At 53.3% G+C, this 18,277-nt stretch carries 14 protein-coding genes; 11 read left to right on the forward strand and 3 right to left on the reverse strand.

The genetic code is table 11. The features are described 5' to 3' along the window. Positions 1-18: 18 nt before the first annotated feature. The 7 genes from HW556_RS07600 to HW556_RS07630 all read left to right on the forward strand — a co-directional run bounded on the left by HW556_RS07600 (position 19) and on the right by HW556_RS07630 (position 12,386). Positions 19-1,437 (forward strand): CsgG/HfaB family protein, encoded by a 1,419-nt coding sequence (locus tag HW556_RS07600; protein ID WP_176899424.1) that lies wholly within the window; start codon positions 19-21, stop codon positions 1,435-1,437. 981 nt (positions 1,438-2,418) lie between these two features. Beyond that, positions 2,419-3,318, forward strand: coding sequence for a hypothetical protein (locus tag HW556_RS07605; protein ID WP_176899425.1), 900 nt, complete (start codon positions 2,419-2,421; stop codon positions 3,316-3,318). A 189-nt stretch (positions 3,319-3,507) separates the two neighbouring features. Then, positions 3,508-4,107 (forward strand): hypothetical protein, encoded by a 600-nt coding sequence (locus HW556_RS07610; RefSeq protein WP_176899426.1) that lies wholly within the window; start codon positions 3,508-3,510, stop codon positions 4,105-4,107. A gap of 181 nt (positions 4,108-4,288) precedes the next feature. Continuing rightward, complete coding sequence (gene csgH, locus HW556_RS07615) at positions 4,289-4,672, forward strand: curli-like amyloid fiber formation chaperone CsgH (RefSeq protein ID WP_176899427.1); 384 nt, start codon at positions 4,289-4,291, stop codon at positions 4,670-4,672. A gap of 93 nt (positions 4,673-4,765) precedes the next feature. After that, positions 4,766-6,292, forward strand: coding sequence for a carboxypeptidase-like regulatory domain-containing protein (locus HW556_RS07620; RefSeq protein ID WP_176899428.1), 1,527 nt, complete (start codon positions 4,766-4,768; stop codon positions 6,290-6,292). Positions 6,293-6,943: 651 nt separating this feature from the next. Beyond that, positions 6,944-10,210 carry a T9SS type A sorting domain-containing protein gene (locus HW556_RS07625; RefSeq protein ID WP_176899429.1) on the forward strand — a complete coding sequence of 1,089 codons (3,267 nt, stop codon included), beginning with the start codon at positions 6,944-6,946 and terminating at the stop codon, positions 10,208-10,210. A gap of 166 nt (positions 10,211-10,376) precedes the next feature. Then, a complete protein-coding gene (locus HW556_RS07630; protein WP_176899430.1) occupies positions 10,377-12,386 on the forward strand; it encodes a lamin tail domain-containing protein in 2,010 nt (669 codons plus the stop codon). Positions 12,387-12,564: 178 nt separating this feature from the next. On the opposite strand, the gene HW556_RS07635 is transcribed toward HW556_RS07630, so the two are convergent. From HW556_RS07635 to HW556_RS07645, 3 genes are all read right to left on the reverse strand, one after another. Further along, the gene (locus tag HW556_RS07635; RefSeq protein WP_116940514.1) at positions 12,565-12,891 is read right to left on the reverse strand and encodes a HesB/IscA family protein; all 327 of its coding nucleotides are present in this window, start codon (positions 12,889-12,891) and stop codon (positions 12,565-12,567) included. An 84-nt stretch (positions 12,892-12,975) separates the two neighbouring features. Continuing rightward, on the reverse strand, positions 12,976-13,392 hold the full coding sequence (iscU, locus tag HW556_RS07640) for a Fe-S cluster assembly scaffold IscU (protein WP_116940513.1): 417 nt from the start codon (positions 13,390-13,392) through the stop codon (positions 12,976-12,978). Between the two features lie 98 nt (positions 13,393-13,490). Further along, positions 13,491-14,705, reverse strand: a complete 1,215-nt coding sequence (locus HW556_RS07645) for an IscS subfamily cysteine desulfurase (RefSeq protein WP_176899431.1) — start codon at positions 14,703-14,705, stop codon at positions 13,491-13,493. Positions 14,706-14,862: 157 nt separating this feature from the next. On the opposite strand from HW556_RS07645, the gene mce reads away from it, so the two are divergent. From mce to HW556_RS07665, 4 genes are all read left to right on the forward strand, one after another. Beyond that, positions 14,863-15,285, forward strand: coding sequence for a methylmalonyl-CoA epimerase (gene mce, locus HW556_RS07650; RefSeq protein ID WP_176899432.1), 423 nt, complete (start codon positions 14,863-14,865; stop codon positions 15,283-15,285). Positions 15,286-15,340: 55 nt separating this feature from the next. After that, a complete protein-coding gene (locus HW556_RS07655) occupies positions 15,341-15,922 on the forward strand; it encodes an L-threonylcarbamoyladenylate synthase (RefSeq protein WP_176899433.1) in 582 nt (193 codons plus the stop codon). Between the two features lie 93 nt (positions 15,923-16,015). Further along, positions 16,016-16,282 carry a hypothetical protein gene (locus HW556_RS07660; protein WP_176899434.1) on the forward strand — a complete coding sequence of 89 codons (267 nt, stop codon included), beginning with the start codon at positions 16,016-16,018 and terminating at the stop codon, positions 16,280-16,282. 146 nt (positions 16,283-16,428) lie between these two features. Then, positions 16,429-17,847 (forward strand): CCA tRNA nucleotidyltransferase, encoded by a 1,419-nt coding sequence (locus HW556_RS07665; protein WP_176899435.1) that lies wholly within the window; start codon positions 16,429-16,431, stop codon positions 17,845-17,847. The last annotated feature ends 430 nt before the right edge of the window (positions 17,848-18,277 follow it).

Genomic DNA, 18,277 nt, shown 5'->3' on the forward strand with positions numbered 1-18,277 from the left:
ACTAGTCGCTACCTGTCTATGAATACTGCTACTGCGCGTTCCTCCACCTACGTCTTGTGCTTGCTGGCCGGAGTACTGCTGGCTGCGTGCAGCCCCTACTTCCATCAGCCATTCAGTCCTGAGCGGGCCCGGATGGGTGCTGAGGTGAATGGTAATGCTGATATGCTCAGGCTGCCGGCGGCTAAGTCCCGCACGGTGGTAGCGGTGTATAAATTCCGCGACCAGACTGGCCAGTACAAGCCCCAAGTTAACGGGTCCAGCTTTTCAACCGCTATTACCCAGGGCACCACTACTATTCTGCTGCGGGCGCTCGAAGAGTCGGGCTGGTTTGATCCCATCGAGCGTGAAAACCTGGGTAACCTGCTGAACGAGCGTAAAATCATTCGCTCTACCCGCGCTGAGTTCACCGAGCAGACTGGTGTGCAGCAGCCTGTGCTACCACCCCTGCTGTTTGCGGGCGTTATGCTGGAAGGAGGTATCATCTCTTATGATGCGAATATGCTGACGGGTGGGGCAGGGTTGCGCTACTTTGGTACTGGTGCCTCAGGTCAGTATCGTCAAGACCGGGTAACGGTATATCTGCGGGCCATTAGTACCAGTAATGGCCGCATTCTGCGCACTGTGTATACCTCCAAAACCATTTTGTCGCAGCAGATTCAGGGCAGTCTGTTCCGTTTCGTTAACTTCAAGCGCCTTATGGAAGCCGAAACGGGCTTCACTTATAATGAGCCCAGCGAAATGGCAATTAAGGAAGCTATTGAAAAAGCTGTGCAGGCCCTCATTTACGAAGGTATTCAGGATGGGCTCTGGCTCCCCAAGGATTCAACCGAAGCTACGGGCCCCAAAATGCTGCAGTATGTGAGTGAGCGGGAGTACGGCAAGTTCTACGATGTATTGGGCCGGCAGGTGCTAGACCGTAAAAAGGCGCTGCTGGCCACTGTCTCGGGCGGGGGGCAGCGCTACGCCGGCGACTTTGCTTCGCCCCGCACTACGGCTATTACACAGCTGCAGGTGGCATATCAGCCCGCAGGCGGTTTTCTCAACCCCTATGTTGCTGTTGGGCAAAGCCGGCTGGCCGCCCGCCAGTTCTTCGATCAGAAATTCTATTTCACCGAGGCAGGCGTGATGATGCGTGTGTTGCCGACCGACCGCTTTACTCCCTATCTTCAGCTGGGTGGTGGTGTAACCACCAGTGGTAACAGTTTGTCCACAGTAGGAGCGTCCAGTCGGTTTACACCCCATGTTTCGGCCGGTGCTGGTCTTGAGTATCAATTCAGCTTAAACTGGAGTATGATTGGTGGAGTAGACAGCCGCCTGTTTCTGCGCGATGATATAGACGGCGCTGATGTCGGGCGCTACAACGACAATAGTGTCGGGGCCCGGCTTGGCATCACCTACCAACTAAGTGCCCGCCGAAAAAGTCCGGCCGCTAAATAACTCTCTATAAAAGCACTGTTGCCGCTACTAGTAGCGGCAACAGTGCTTTTATAGAGAGTAGCCCGTGCCTGTACTGACTTGAATACAGCCGCATTATTATAACAGAGGTGCAATCAGGCTGGAATTACGGTACGTAGCACCTCTCAAAAAAGGCCCTCCTATCCCGCATAGCACTGAGCACTACTCTATATTCTCCTTGTATTGGTGTTTAAAATGCCGTCATGCCACAGCTCTTGAAGGGCAGCAAGTTGGTAGCGACCAGAGTACCATAGTAATGCTCCAGTAGAGTGGGTATATCTACTGTGTGGCTCCGCTGGGGCTAACGCGCTTGTGACCGGCCAACATTACCGATATGCCGCCTACAGGAGGTATGGTGTAAGGTTAATGAGTAATTGATACTACGCCCCGCTACTTTAAGTTGATTATACGACTGCCATAGGGCCGGGGACACAGTACTGGCTGCCCGTTGCACGCCCACATCAGGTTCCGTTCGACGGCGGGCGGGGACGAGCCCCGCACCCTCTTTCAATCATCCCCCTATTCTTAAGGCCAGTAAAATGACCCTTCAGCCTTGATGGGATGCAAAGTGGATGCCTTCTAATAGAATAAGGTCAAAGTCAGTTAACGGGCTAGGCGTAGAGTAACGGCACAAGGTCTACTGATTGCGCTGAGCAGCAGGCCAACTATCCTATCTCAGTGCTTTGAAAGATAAACATGAGGGGTGTAAACGATGACGAATAGATTTTTTTGAATGTAATAATCTGATTGTGAGAGTATTACACGCGAAAATGGGCCTAGCCGTAGTGGGGGTATGAATATGCATTTTTTATACAAATAAAATATAATTAAAAAAATATTTTATTAAACTATATTTATTTAAAGCTGAGTATGAGGCACATAGATTGCGAGTCTATATGTTGGTTCTTGTAAATATGATATTACAGTGTAAAAGTATAATTAAAATTTAATTTCCACTCTTGTATGTTGATTATTCTTATTTATATTTGTCTCAATCAAAGGGCAAGGATAATCCTAAAAGGAAATAGTTCTTTTTATGTATCCGGCTTACACATCGAATTTTTTCTCTTATTTTTTTCACTCTTTTCCCCCAACACCATGAAAAAAGTACAACTCCTCGCCGCTGCTGCCGTTCTGTTCGCCAGCTCCGCTTACGCCCAGACAGGCACCCGCGAAACCTTCCGCGCAATCAATGCCTGCATTGGCTGCGAGCCCGCCGCCGCAGTGACCCGTCCAGCCAGCCAGACCAACCCTAATGGTACGCCCACGCTTGCCGCTATCGATAACTGCTCGGTAGTAGTACAAGGTGGTGCTGGAATTCTTGCCGGAGATGACAACCGGGCAGTAGTTGACCAGTCGGGTTCTGGCAACCGTGCCGCGCTCTTCCAGCGTGAAGGCAACCGTAACTACGGACTGCAGGTACAAACGGGTTTTGCCAACCAGGCTACTGCTGTCATCTGGGGTGACCAAAACACTACCCTGCAATTCCAGCGCGGTGACCGCAACAAAGCGGGCATCAACGTAGACCAGGTAGATGGGTCCTTTACTCCCCGTTCTACGCAAAACGGCAACAGAAACTGGGCTGAGCAGAACCAGGCTGGTAACGACAACAATGCCGATATCAAGACCTTCGGCAATGACAACTATGCCTCGCAAAACCAAGTGGGCAGCCGCAACAGCGGTAGCATCTTCCAGCGAGTGAACGGTAGTGCTGCTACGCAGTCGCAGATTGGCAGCGACAACACCGCTGTAACCATGCAGGGCGGTCTGGCCAACGTGCCTTCTACGATCTTCGGTCAGCGCAGCTGCATCGAGCAGGGTGGCAACAGCAACCAAGCGCTGGTAATGCAGAACCGTCGCTAAGCCTTCGGGTATAGCAAGCGAAGCCTGTAAGGCAGGTAACAACGGCCGGGCCTCTTTTCTCGCCGGAGAAAAGAGGCCCGGCCAATGCCTGCTTCCATTGGGTAGGTAGTAGGGTAGGATCCCCTAAAATGTTCTGCTCGGCTGCCTGAATAGCTCTAATCTACAGGACTTTGCGTAACTTCCACTCCTATGAAACAGCTCCGTTTTTTCGCATCTGTCGGCCTGCTGACCTGTTTGCTGGGTTGGGCAAATGTGGCGCAGGCGCAACAGGAAGGCCAGAGTGAGGCCAATAGTGCATCTCAGCGCCTGGTCGAAGACTTTGGTTTCTCCGCGCTCGACCGGCTGCCGGTACCCGCAACGCTCAACACCCGAAACCTGGCAAAATTGGTACAGCTGGGCAGCTTCAACAAGGCCCGAGCCGAGCAGGATAACCCAGGCAGTTTTGCTAACCAGGCGTACATTCTGCAGGTGGGTTCCTCCAATGAAGCACTGCTTATTCAAAAAGGCAGTGGTAATACGACCACTCTCAACCAGCAGGGGAGTGACAACAGAGCCATGAGCAAGGTGCAGGGCGACAATAATACCACGAAGCTCAACCAGATTGGCAACGGCAACGAATTCGAGCGCGATGTAGCGACCAGCCAGACTGAGTTCACGCTGACGCAGTTTGGCAATAACAACCGTCTGCGTCAAACTGGGACCGAGTCGTTGGCTCCTCCGCGCTACGAAGTGGAGATGAAGGGCAACGGCATCCAGCTCTCCATTCAGAACGGCCGAATCGGCCAGTAGCAGAATAGCTGGTCGTTGCACTCTATCCAACCCAGGTTGGCAAACACCCGCCCTCCCAAAGTGGCGGGTGTTTTTGTGTTTCGAATGCTGGTTGCAAGTGTCCTATAAATAATCGAATTTGAATGGTACTATGTTTCTAAAAAAAGGTATATTTGGCGTAAACAAAAAATGCTAAACCGCTATGTACACTTCCTTGTTTTTTTTGGCTGGCTGGGCCGCGCTGATGGGAGTCAGTCAGGCTAAATCCGATCCGTCCTGCCGGGCTTGGTTGGAGGTTACGCCACGTGGCAATATGCTGGAAATGAGTGGCAATTGCGCTAGCCTGACAAAAAAAACAACCTCGTTCAGATACGAAATGACCCTGGAGCGCCAGTCAGTTGGTGGACGCTCAACCAGTCAGCAGGGCGGGGAATTCGAGTTGGCTCCTGGCCAATCGGTTGTACTATCCAGTACGCGGGTAAATGCTGATGGGCAGAGCACTTATATCGGCCGTTTACGCGTCTTCGACGCACATAACGTTTTACTGGCCCAGGATTCTGTACGGCATGAGCCCGGAAGTAAGTAGTTTCAAACACGTCTTAGCCTGTCGGTATCCAGTTGCCGGCGCGGTATAAGTATATAAGTCCCTTCCGTTCCTCATTGTATTATCCTCCCACCCATGTTGCTTTCCATCCGCTCCCGAACGCTGTGGCTGCTGTTAGTTGTTTCTACGCTGTGGCTTACGAGCTGCGAGGATAATCCGGTTGAGCCCGTGCTGTTCGGTAGGGTAACCGGTACCGTACGCGACGCTCGTAACAACCAGCCGTTGGCTAATGCGTCCATTACTACAACGCCTGCCACTTCTTCGGTAGTAACCGATGCCCAGGGAAATTTTGAGCTAACGGGGGTGCCCACTGGCCGCTTGACCATTGTGGCAACCAAGGTCGACTATCGCTCGGTGACGGTAGCCGTAACAGTAGAGAACGAAGCCGCCATAGCTGTAGCTATTGTGCTGGAGAAAAACCTGTCGACCACGCCGCCCTCGCCACCAGTGCGGCCCGCGCCTGCCGACCAGGCCACTGTTCCCGGACCAGATGTAAAGCTGGAGTGGCATCCGGCAGCAGGAACGAGCCGGGGCGACTCACTACGCTACGATGTTGTATTGTATCAGGGCACCAATGGTGTTGCGCGCAATCTGCTCACCAATAGTCGTGATACCACAGTTGTAGCTAACCAACTAAGCTACAACACCACGTACTTCTGGCAAGTAACAGTGCGCAACGCTGGCGGAGGCACGGCCCGTTCGCCATTATGGAGCTTCCGAACCGGCCCGCAGCCCGACAACCGTTACCTATTTGCGCGTACTGAAAACGGCAACACCGATATATACTCCAGCAACGAAACCGGTACCACACTAACGCGCCTTACTACCTCGGCCTTCCTAGAAGCGAATCCCCGGCTCAGCCCCAACCGCGACCGGATAGCCTACACTTCTAATGCTACGGGCCAGTTTCAACTCTACACCATGAACCGCGACGGTTCTGATGTGCGGCAGGTAACCCTGCAGCCCGTGGATGGCTACTTCAACCAAGGAGTTGGCTACGGCTGGTCGCCCGATGGGGGGCAGCTTGTCTACAGCAGCTTCAACAAGCTCTACCGCATCAACCGCGACGGTACTGGCTTGGTACTGTTGGCCACGGCTCCGGCTGAGCGACATTTCCGCGAGGTGGATTGGACGGGGCAGGGCAATCGTATTGTGGTGCAGACGGTAGGCGTAAGCATTTACGATTCGGAGTTTTACCTGCTCAACGCCGACGGCTCAAACTTCACGCAGCTTATCAGTAACGTACCCGGACGGCTTGATTCTCCTTCCTTCAGCGTGGATGGGCAGCGTATTGTGTACACCCGCGACGTAGACGCATTCAACGACGGAAATGGCCGGCAACTCAACGCGCACATTCTCACGCAGAACCTCGACGGTAGCGGCTTAGTAGACGTATCAGCCGGCTCGGGCGGCACTACCAACTCCACCAAACCTGCTGGCTTCAACGACATATTCCCGCGTTACTCGCCTGATGGTGCCCGGATAATATTTGTTCAGGTAAATAACGTAGCTCAATCGGTGCCCGACATTTTTACGGTTGACCTAAATGGCCGTAACCGGGTAAAGCTGTTCGATAACGCTACGATGCCCGATTGGAAGTAAGAGCAGATTACAGAAGACATGAAATGAGGGCTACCTACTTAAGTGTGGGTAGCCTTCAGCTTTTTAAGCTGAGCAGACATCAACACCAGTGTATGCTAATCATTACTCTCAGATGGTGAACATACTTGGGAAACCGATGCTCCAAATGAGAAAGGCATGTTTCATCTATGGTTTGCGAAATTGAGATATGCCGTTTTTCTGCTTTATCAAATACTTTTAATGAATGCAAGGCGTTATTGTATACGAATAGTTATATAACGACTTGTGCTTCTAAGCATGATTATGTGGATACTGCTAGCTAACTTTGTAGCCGCTGAGGATAGACAATGTTTTGATGGACTGCTTGCCAGTCATGTGAAGTGTACTATAGGTGGAAATTATGTGGTGTAACTATTTGATTGAAAATATCTTGTTCATTTTTGAACTAACTGTGAACCATTAAAGTGCTGGTCTGGTATTTGTACATGGCTGGATAAGGCACACAGCTAGTTAGTTGGCACATAAATAAAGGAATTAGTTGATGTCGGAAATATTCAATTAAATAGGATATAAACTATAATATGGAACTCGCTAAGGCCTGTGTAGGGCGGTATCTAAGTTGCATTGTTAGGGCGGAATTAAAGACTGGCATACTCGTTGCCGAAAAATCCATTGGACCGCGACATCCATTTTACAAGTAACCTTTCACTCGTAAACACTCCATTCACCATACTCATGAAAAAGAACTACTTACGCAATAGCAAGCCCGGCTTAACCGGACGCTTGTGGGCCTTATTGGCCTTTCTATGGTTTGTGCCTCTATTAGGTCAGGCACAACAAGTTACACTAACACCTGATGGACCTAATCTGAACTCGGGGGCAAATAGTGCCTCAAATCCTCAGTACTTTGGCTCGGTTGAGGTTGGCGCATCATCTGCGTCAAAGTCTTATACCGTAGCAGCTACTGACTTGGATCCGAATGGTAGCGTGAGCATTGTGATTCCTGCCGGTTTTCAAGGTAGTACTAACAACGTTTCGTTCAGCACAAATACCATAATGCTAGTTGCTAATGCAACTGGTAATCTAAGCAATACAACTGTGTATTTGCGTTTTGCTCCTACTTCCGGAGCTGGAACAACTATCAACCGTGCGATATTTGCCCAAAGCACCTTCGACGGCGGTCCTGTATTTTCATCGCCTTCAATAAGGTTACGAGGAGACGCAATAGCTGGCTCGCCCAACATTACAGTAACGCCCGCTTCCTTGGGCTTTGGTAACCAGACGGTTGGTACGAGTTCGGCTCCAATGATGGTTGAGGTAAATGCTACCTCGCTTGACGCCGATATTTTGGTGACTGCGCCAGCTGGGTTTGAAGTAGCCGCCAGCGGTTCCGGAACCTATGCTCAAACGCTGACACTGACGCGTAGTACTGCGAATAACTCAGTAAATGCTTTCGTGGATGTACGTTTTGTGCCTACGGCCGCACGTGATTATGTAGCGCAGGTTTCGTTTGAGAGCAACGGAGCTACCACTAGAAACGTGAATGTGTCGGGAACAGGCGTATTGCCTCCTGCTTCGTTATCAGCTGCTCCTGTTCGGCTGGATTTTACCACACTACAGGCTGGCCAGGTATCGGCTCCCCAGGACTTTACTATTACCGGCGAGAACATTACCTCTGATGTTGTTGTGAGTGCGCCAAACGGCTACCTTATTCGTTTGGGCTCTAGCGGCACTTTCGTGCGAACTGTTACACTGAGTCCCATTAGCAATCAGGTAAATGCTGTTCTGCAGGCCCGCTTCGCTCCAACAGCAGCAGGTAGCTACAACTCTGCCATTACGGCTACTACTACCGGCAACGGTGGCGCAAACACTAGTGTGATTGTAACTGGTCAAGCTACAGCCGCTCCAACAGGCCCATTCATTGTTGTTAGTCCAACTAATCTGGACTTCCAAACGGTTACTGCCAGTGGCTCGGCTCAGACATTGGCTTTCTCGATCAACGCTGGAAATCTGGCTGCTCCTTTGGTTCTGACCGGCTCCAATAACAATATCGTTTTCCGGGATGCTTCAGCCGGTGGTAGTTTTGTGAACGGTCCAATTACTATTAATCCTGCTCCGGACGGTACAGTTTCCCTGCGCGAAATTGAAGTACGTTTGGTTGCTCCGGTGCCGAGTGGTGCATTTGCTGGTTCTATTACTGCTACCAGCACAGGCGCAGACCCTAGAGTTGTTACCATACAAGCTAATGCTATCAGTGGTAACTCGACTATCAACATTGAGGGTGTGTTGGCGCAGTTCTCTACGGTGCCTGGTATACCTTCCGATGTGCAGTCGTACTTCGTGACGGGTACTAATCTGCTCCAGGATTTGCGAATAGCTGCTCCACAATTTTTTCAGGTTTCACTCGACCCCACTTTTGCAAGTGTTGTAGGAACTGGGAATTCGTTCTCGATAACACCGCGCTCGAATGGCGAGGTGCCTAGGACAGAAGTGTTTGTGCGCTTCCTGCCTCCATCGGCTCTTACTATCACAGATGTTATCATCAACTCCAGCAGCCCTGCAACTTCGCAGGCTGTTCAGGCCAACGGTACCAGTGAGCCAAGCATTCAGATTGTAAGTCAATTCGTGGAGGTGCGTAACGTTGTGCTAAATACAACGTCTGCTTCGCAGGCAATCACTATTAATGCTAAGCGGGTACTGCAACCTGTTACAATTTCCAAGTTGCTGACACCCAGTTCGCTTAATGTTAATAACGAACAGCAGTTTCAGCTTTCGTTAGACAACGTAACATTTAGCAACAGCATTGTTTTGACTCCCAATTCTTCGACTTACGAAGTTAACCAACAGATTTTCGTACGCTACCGTCCAACTTATCTCGGCACTGGCCAGTCTACTCTACAGTTCCAGAGTAATGATTTTGCCAATAAAAGTACCCAGTCGTTTGGTGCAAATGATTTGCTCTCCGGTCGTTCAATTGACGTTGAGCCCACATTGCGGATTATTGCTGATGTGAAGCGTGATGATGCTGACAAGACGAAAGCTATTGTAACGTTCAATCTGCCCGCTAACTACGCCGCCCTTGGCTATGGAGAGGGACGTCTGATCGTAGCCAGTGAGTCGGCAACGCTGCCTTCCGTAAATCAGCCTATTGATGGAACTCCTTATACCACCGGTAACCAGACGTATGGTGCGGGTCCGCAGATTGCTCCCGGTTACTTTGTCGTGTATTCCGGCGCCAACAATTCGGTTATTATTGATGGGTTGAACCCAGCTGTCACGTATTACTTCTATACGTTTGAGTACAACAACATTCAGAACAACTTGAATATTGCGGTTCCCGGTGCTGAGAACTACTTGTCGCCACCAACTCCTAACTTCATTCAAGGTATTGAGGCTCCAGGCAACCCGCCACTGCCCGTTACGCTTGTATCGTTCTCGGCCAAGGCTAGCGGTGCACAGGTTGCTATCCGTTGGGAAACTGCTTCTGAACTCAATAACAAGCAGTTTGAAGTAGAGCGCAGCCTCGACAGCCGTACTTTTGAAACTGTTCTCACGCGTGCCGGCCAAGGCACCACCAATGCCGCTACCGTATACAATGAGGTAGACCGTCAGCCGCTAAACGGCCTGTCGTACTATCGCTTGAAGCAGGTAGACCTGGATGGTAAGACCAGCTACAGCAGCATTGTACCGGTAAGCTTCCTTAAGGCTGGCGAAGTGGTTATGTATCCTAACCCGGTTGCCGACCAGCTTACCATCACGATGAATGGTGGTACCGAAGGAGTATCGGTTACCATCACTGACTTGTCGGGCCGCACCATACAAGCCCAGCAGCTACGGGCCGATGGCAAACTTGACATGGCTAACCTGAAAGCTGGCACCTATTTGGTGACGGTTGGTAAAGGCAACGCCAAAGTGACCCGCCGCATTGTGAAGCAGTAAGGATCATATAACCCTACTGCTAGCGAAAGCGCCTCCCAATAGGGAGGCGCTTTTTTGTTGCCTCAGAGCGCAGAATAGAAGTTTAGTTTAAGAAATAATAAAAATAATTTTATTTAAATATTTATCTAAGTAAATTGATAAGTAACAGCTACTTACGCACTACTATATGCGATACTTCTTTGCTTTCTTGTCAGATCAGCTGGTAAGGATCCGGCCGATAGTTCTGTTCTCGGCCCTTTTGCTGTTGAGCCCGGTGGTAGGATGGGGGCAAAGCAACCCGGCTACATATGACCTGAACGCAGGGTCTTATGAATTCAGCGGGTTCAGCGACGTCACCTCAACCAGCTACCCCAGTGCTGTGCAGGGCCATAGTTTTAGCAGCGAACCGGATGCTACTACCGTCGTGCCCCCGACCGCCAATGTAGTCTTGGTGACTGGGGGATCCATTACCAGCGGCAACATCCGCAACGAAGGGCTTAATGGTATAAGTTTGCTCGGTACTAATACTAATAACATAGGTGCTATAACGCTGGCGCTGAACACGACCGGACGAGCCCAGATAGTAGCCAGTTGGATGACCCGTGTTGTCCATCCGGGAGAGCGGATAAACGGAATACGGTTGCAGTACCGGCTGGGGCAAACCGGTAACTTCACGGAGGTAGCCGGTTCCAGGTTCGAAAGCAATTTAGTGGGGCAAAATGCCTCGTTTGCAAACATCGCTTTGCCCGAGGCAGTCAATGATCAGCCAGTGGTGCAACTTCGCTGGCTGTATTACGCTGTGTCCAGTAGTGGCTCCCGTACCCGAATTGGGCTCGATGATGTACTAGTAAGTAGTAGTGCTGGCCCTACAATACCTGCGCCTATTATCAGCAGCTTCACGCCAGCTACTGGGCCGGTCGGCACCGTCGTTACCATCGACGGTGAGAATTTTATCAATGGGGTTACGGTAAGTTTTAACGGCATGGCCGCTACCGCTGTGAATGTGGTTTCTACTACGCAACTATCGGCCACTGTGCCGGCTGGTAGTAGCACTGGTCCGATATCGGTGGCGTTGGGTAGTAAGGTAGGCAGCAGTAGTGCTAGTTTTGTGATAGAGTCTCTGGTTGGTAAGGTGGTTATCAGCCAAGTTTATGGCGGTGGCGGTAACGCGGGAGCTAACTATAAAAACGATTATGTTGAGCTTTTTAACCGAAGTAGCACAACTGTTTCGATAGGGGGTTGGTCGGTCCAGTATGCATCAGCTACGGCCACTGGCGCCTTTACCGCTACTAACATTCTACCGACCTCCGCTTCCATTCCGGCCGGCGGTTACTACCTTATTCAGTTAGCAGGTTCGACTGTTGGTGCGGACTTACCAAATCCTGACTTTACAGGTACCACCCGGCTGAGTGCAGCAAATGGGAAAGTGGCATTGGCCAACTCCGGGACCCCAGTAACGGAACCTACAAGTAGCAATGTGATTGATTTCTTGGGTTATGGTACGGCTAATCAATCAGAAGGGGGTAGTGCAGCTAATAGTATTTCCGTTACCCAAGCGGCTACCCGAAAGACTAACGGCTGCCAGGATACGGATAACAACAGCGCCGACTTCGTATCCAATCCTCCTGCGCCTCGTAACTCAGGAACGGCAACAAAACCCTGCGAAACGTCAGGTACACTGCCAGTGCAGCTACTTAGTTTCGGGGCCGAGCGGCGGCTGGCAGGAGTGCAGGTTCGCTGGGCTACCGCTACCGAGCAGAACAGCGCCAGTTTTGAAGTACAGCGTTCCGCTACGGGCCAAGCTTTTCGGACCATTTCCACTGTGGCGGCGCAGGGCAACAGCAACAGTCGCCACGAGTACACATTGCTCGATCAACAGCCTTTATCCGGCACGGCCTACTACCGCCTGCACCAACTCGACTACGATGGGAAGAGCAGCTACTCGGTAGTAGTAAGTGTGTCCGCTCCAGGCGAAGTACGCGTGTACCCAAACCCTGTACAGACGAAGCTGACAGTGGAGTTGCCCGCGGTCGGGGGAGGCTACCGCATCCTCAACTCCTTGGGAAGTGTGATGATGGCCGGAGAAGTGCCCGGAAGTGAATCTGAACTGGATATGTCCAGCTTACCATCCGGACTATATCAACTGGAAATAACCACTTCGGCCGGTCGCGAGATGCGTAAAATTATCAAGCAATAGGCCCCGTCGCCCAAACCGCTACAACTGCGCAGATGACGGTTGAAGCGCTTCGGGCAGCGTAGCAGAGGGCACTGCTTTCCAAACAACAGCACATGCGTGTGTAGCATACTGCACACAAAAAAGGGTTCTGCCAGTTGGCAAAACCCTTTTTTATAATAGAACAAAGTATGCGGAGCGGCTATACCGAGAAACTTTCGCCGCAGCCGCAGGTGCGGGAAGCGTTAGGGTTATCGAAATAGAAACCTTTGCCGTTGAGGCCGTCGGAGAAGTCGAGTTCGGTGCCGGCCAAGTAGAGGAAGCTTTTCATATCCACTACCACCTTCACCCCTTTATCCTCGAACTCCTGATCCATGTGCTTCACTTCGTTGTCGAAGTCAAGCTTATAGCTTAGGCCCGAGCAGCCGCCGCCCGCCACAGAAGCCCGCAACCGATAGGTAGCGTCCAGCTGCGAATCGTGCATCAGCTTCTCAACTTTCTCCTTTGCTTTATCTGAAACAGTAATCATGGCAATGGGGGCTAAGCGTTTACGGGGCTGGAGTTGCGTTTAGACGTACTACCGTCGGACGTCATCTCAAGCCTCATCAACCAGTTAGTGGTGCGATTTGGCCATTTCCAACTCGGGCATACCGTTTTTCACGCGGTAGTCGTTGATGGCCGACTTAATGGCGTCTTCGGCCAACACCGAGCAGTGAATTTTTACGGGTGGCAAAGCCAACTCCTCCACAATCTCCATGTTGTCGATGGCCAGTGCCTCGTCTACGGTTTTGCCTTTCAGCCACTCCGTTGCGAGCGACGAAGAAGCAATGGCCGAACCGCAACCAAACGTTTTGAATTTGGCGTCGGTGATGGTGTTAGTCGCCTCGTCCACCTCGATCTGCAGGCGCATTACGTCGCCGCACTCAGGCGCGCCTACGAGGCCGGTGCCTACGCTTTTCTTGTTTTTATCCAGCGTGCCCACGTTGCGGGGGTTGCTGTAATGGTCGATTACTTTATCGGAATAAGCCATGAGGTAGAAGTCAGGTGTTGGAAGTGAGGTGTGAGATGTTGGCAAAAACAGATAAACCGAGTCTCACCTCTCATGTCTCTGTACTCAGGTCTGAAGAATTAATGCTCAGCCCACTCGATTTTGTCGAGGTCGATACCGTCTTGGAACATCTCCCACAGGGGCGACATTTCACGCAGCTTTGTAACGGCCTCTTTTACGTGGTTGATGGCGTAATCGATTTGCTCATCAGTAGTGAAACGGCTCAGGCCGAAACGCAGCGAGCTGTGAGCCAAATCGTCGCTCAGGCCCAGGGCCTTGAGCACATACGAAGGCTCCAACGAAGCCGAAGTACAGGCCGAGCCCGACGATACTGCCAAGTCCTTCACACCCATCATCAGGCCTTCGCCTTCTACGTACTTGAAGGAAATGTTGGCCACGTGCGGCAGGCGGCGTTCTACCGAGCCGTTCACGTAGCTTTCCTCCAGCGTTAGCAACTCCTTTTCGAGCCGGTCACGCATAGCGCCGAGGCGGGCAGCATCGGCCGCCATTTCCTGCTTAGCCAGCTCGCAGGCCTTGCCCAGGCCAACAATGCCGGGTACGTTGAGCGTACCCGAACGCATGCCCCGCTCGTGGCCGCCACCGTCCATCTGAGCGGTAACCTTCACGCGTGGGTTTTTGCGGCGCACGTACATAGCACCTACTCCCTTGGGGCCATACATTTTGTGGGCCGTGAAAGCCATCAGGTCGATTCCATCAGCCTGCACGTCAACCGGAATCTTGCCTACGGCCTGGGTGCCATCGGTCATGAACAGCGCACCGTGTTTATGGGCAATAGCCGCAATTTCACGGATGAGCTGAATAGTGCCCGTTTCGTTGTTGCCATACATGATGCTCACCAGAATCGTCTGTGGCGTCATGGCAGCCTCCAACTCGGCGAGGTCGATAAGGCCTTCCGAATTTACGGGCAGGTAGGTAACCCTGCCACCGATTTTCTCGATGTGCTTGCACGTATCCAGTACAGCCTTGTGCTCGGTGGTGGTGGTGATGATATGGTTGCCCTTCTGGGCGTACATCTCGTAGATGCCTTTGATGGCAAGGTTGTCCGACTCGGTAGCGCCCGAAGTGAAGATAATTTCCTTGGGGTCGCAGTTGATGAGGCCGGCAATCTGGTCGCGGGCATAATCAACGGCTTCCTCGGCGGCCCAGCCAAAGGGGTGGTTACGCGAGGCCGCGTTGCCGAATACCTCGGTCAGGTACGGCATCATGGCTTCCAAAACCCGCGGGTCGAGGGGCGTGGTGGCGTTGTTATCGAGGTAAATGGGTAATTTGAGCATAGCCCGGAGGTCTGGTTTGTCAGCGGAGAATCATTCGTAGGTAGAACACAAAACCCGGCAAACAGGTTTAGTTTCGCCCTACATTCGTAGCTACAAAAGTAGAACAAATCCAAAGAAGCCGCGCTATCCGGCAGCGGCTGCCTGCTATTCCTTCCGCATGTTTACCAACCTCGAACACCTCGGCCTGGCCGTCAACGACCTTGAAGCGGCTACCGCCCTCTATACCACCCTACTCGGCCAGCCACCCTACAAGCGCGAACACGTGGCTTCCGAAGCCGTAGACACGGTTTTCTTCCAGGTTGGCGGCTCCAAAATAGAGCTGCTGGCCGGCACCTCGCCCGACAGCGCCATCACCAAGTTTCTGGCCAAGAAACCCGAGGGCATTCACCACGTCGCCTTCGAGGTAGCCGATATTCACGTCGAAATGGAGCGCTTACGGGCAGCGGGCTTTACGCTGCTCAACGAGCAGCCCAAGCGCGGGGCCGATAACAAACTCGTTTGCTTTGTTCACCCCAAATCGGCCGCCGGAGTGCTGGTGGAGTTGTGCCAATCGGTGGAAGGTGAAGTTTCAGGGAATTGAGGCCTCATTTGTCATTCTGAACTTGCCTAAATAGCTTCCTTATATATCCCGACATATGACTCCCAAATTCCTGCGTTCCGAAGCCGACGCGGCCGTGGATGCCCTGCTGCTGCAACAGGTGATATTATACCCGACTGATACGGTGTGGGGATTGGGTTGCGACGCCGAACTGTCGCGGGGCGTAGATCAACTGTATAAGCTTAAGAACCGGCCGGCCGAGAAGGCCTGCATTGTGCTGGTAGCTGATGAGGCCATGTTCGCCCGCTACGCCGAAGTGGTGCCCGCCGACCTGCCCGACCTGCTGGCTGCCCAAACCCGACCCACTACCTATATAGTACCCGGCAGCCGCCATCTGGCGCCCAACCTGATGGCCCCCGACGGTACCATTGGCCTGCGCGTAGTGCTCAACGACGAGTTCTGCCGGCTGGTACTGCGGCGGCTGGGCCACGGGTTGGTGTCTACCTCGGCCAACATCAGCGGGCAGCCTACCCCGGCCACTTTTGGCGAGGTGTCACCCGAGCTGGTCCGAAAGGTGGACTATGTGGTGAACTGGCGGCAGGACGACACCACCCGCGCCGCACCGTCGCGGGTGGTGCGGGTAATGCCCGACGGAAAGCTGGAAACAGTGCGGGAGTAATTTTTTGAAAAAAGTAAGCTCGACATAGGGTTACGTTTGGGGAGTGAGCGGTATGAAGCCCAAATCATCTCATCACCTCTCTATAAACTGACCATGAAATTCTCGTTCAAAAACCTGCTCGTTCTCGCCGCTTTCGCTCCTTTCGCCCTTGCTTCGTGCTCGGAGACTACTCAGGAAAACGCTGAGGCTACTGCCGAAAGCGCTGCTACCGATGCTGCTAACGCCACCGATGCTGCTGGCAACGCTGTTGAGAACACTGCCGACCAGGCCGCCGCTGAAATGGCTCCTGAAACTGGCGACACCGCTGTAGTAAAGAACGTACCCGCCGACAAACTGGTGGAAGAAGTTCCAGCCCAGTAAGCCTATAGCCGGCAACGGCTTGCACTAAAAAAAGCGCCCCCCTGATTTTCCGGAGGCGCTTTTTTTGTGTGCGGTGCGCTCATGATGTCGCCGGCTGGTTCATGAGCGAATCCAGGCCATAATAGGGGCCTTGCTACCTTTGCGCCATGCAAACGCCGCAACTCCCCGACCTGCCCCTGTTCCAGACTATTGCCGCCGCCGCCGCCGCCCAGGGTGCGCCGGCCTACGTAATTGGCGGCTTTGTGCGCGATTTGGCCCTGAACCGGCCCAGCAAAGACCTGGACGTGGTGTGCGTGGGCGATGGTATTGCGCTGGCCCAAGAGGTGAGCCGCCGCCTGCCCGGCCGGCCCCGCGTGACGGTGTTCAAGAACTTCGGCACCGCCATGTTGCCCACGCCCGACATTGAAGTGGAATTTGTGGGCGCCCGCCGGGAGAGCTACCGGTCCGAGAGCCGCAAGCCTGAGGTGGAGGCCGGCACGCTCGAAGAAGACCTGGCCCGTCGCGACTTTACTATAAACGCCCTGGGCCTAAGCCTAAACGAGGCCGATTTCGGGACGCTCGTGGACCGCTATGACGGTATGGGCGACCTGGCCCGCAAGCTCATTCGTACGCCCCTCGACCCTGATATTACGTTTTCGGACGACCCGCTGCGGATGCTGCGGGCGGTACGCTTCGCAGCCCAACTTAACTTCGACATTGAGCCCGACACGTTTGATGCGCTGGCCCGTAACAAGGAGCGGATAAAGATTGTGTCGCAGGAGCGGATTACGACCGAAATCAACAAGATGCTGCTGGTGCCCAAGCCGAGCTACGGCTTTAAGCTGCTGTTCAGCAGTGGGCTGCTGGCACTCATCTTCCCGAAGATGGCGGGCCTGCATGGCGTGGAAAAAGTGGGCCAGCACGCGCACAAAGACAATTTCTACCACACCCTGCAGGTGCTCGACAACGTGGCCGCGGCCGGCGGCGACCTGTGGCTGCGCTGGGCCGCCGTGCTCCACGACATTGCCAAGCCCGCCACCAAGCGCTATGACAAGCGCGTGGGCTGGACGTTTCATGGGCACGAGGACAAGGGCGCGCGCTGGGTACCGGGCATCTTCACAGATTTCAAGCTGCCACTGGGCGAGGAGATGCGCCAAGTACAGAAGCTGGTGAAGCTGCACCTGCGGCCCATTGCGTTGGTGAAGGAAGTGGTAACCGACTCGGCCGTGCGCCGCCTGCTGTTCGAGGCGGGCGACGACATCGACCGGCTGATGCTGCTGTGTCGTGCCGACATTACCAGCAAAGACCATAGCCGAGTGGCCCGCTACCTGCGCAACTTCGATGTGGTGGAGCAGAAGCTGAAGGAAGTGGAGGAAAAGGATAGCCTGCGCAACTTCAAGCCCGTCATCACCGGCGAAATCATCATGGGAACCTTTGGCCTCAAGCCCAGCCGCGCCGTGGGCGAGCTGAAGGAAGCCCTGCTCGAAGCTATTCTGGAGGGCCGGGTACGCAACGAGTACAACGAGGCTTTTGCGCTGCTGCTGGAGCTGGGCCATCGGCAGGGCTTGGTGCACGTAGCGGGGTAGGATTCCTCGACACTATTGGGGCTTTGCATCGGGCCCATTGCAATCAAGCCTGCGTGACGGCTACGGCCTGTTCGGCGGCCCTACCGACGCGGCGTACCGCATCAAGCTTTTTTAGGCGGAGGCTTTCCGGCAAACGCATAAGCGGCCGGCCCCGCGTTGGGGCCGGCCGCTTATGCCTAGCTACGGGCTGGTAATTGGTAATTAGAAAGCCCCAACCCTCCTGTTGCAGCAGGGAAACAGGCCGGGGCTCTCCGGGTCGCATTTTTTTCACTCACATACGGACCCTTACTCGAAGCACCCTGTGGCGCTGTGCTGCGTCGGAATAGAAACCGGGCCAACAGCTGCCTGCTCAGGTGCAAAATGCCTTTATGACTAGTAGAACGGCTAAGAAGCCAGTGGGTTACAGCAGACCGGGAATGATAGCGGCAGG

The sequence above is a fragment of the Hymenobacter terrestris genome, from assembly GCF_013377905.1.
Classification (GTDB): Bacteria; Bacteroidota; Bacteroidia; order Cytophagales; family Hymenobacteraceae; genus Hymenobacter; species Hymenobacter terrestris.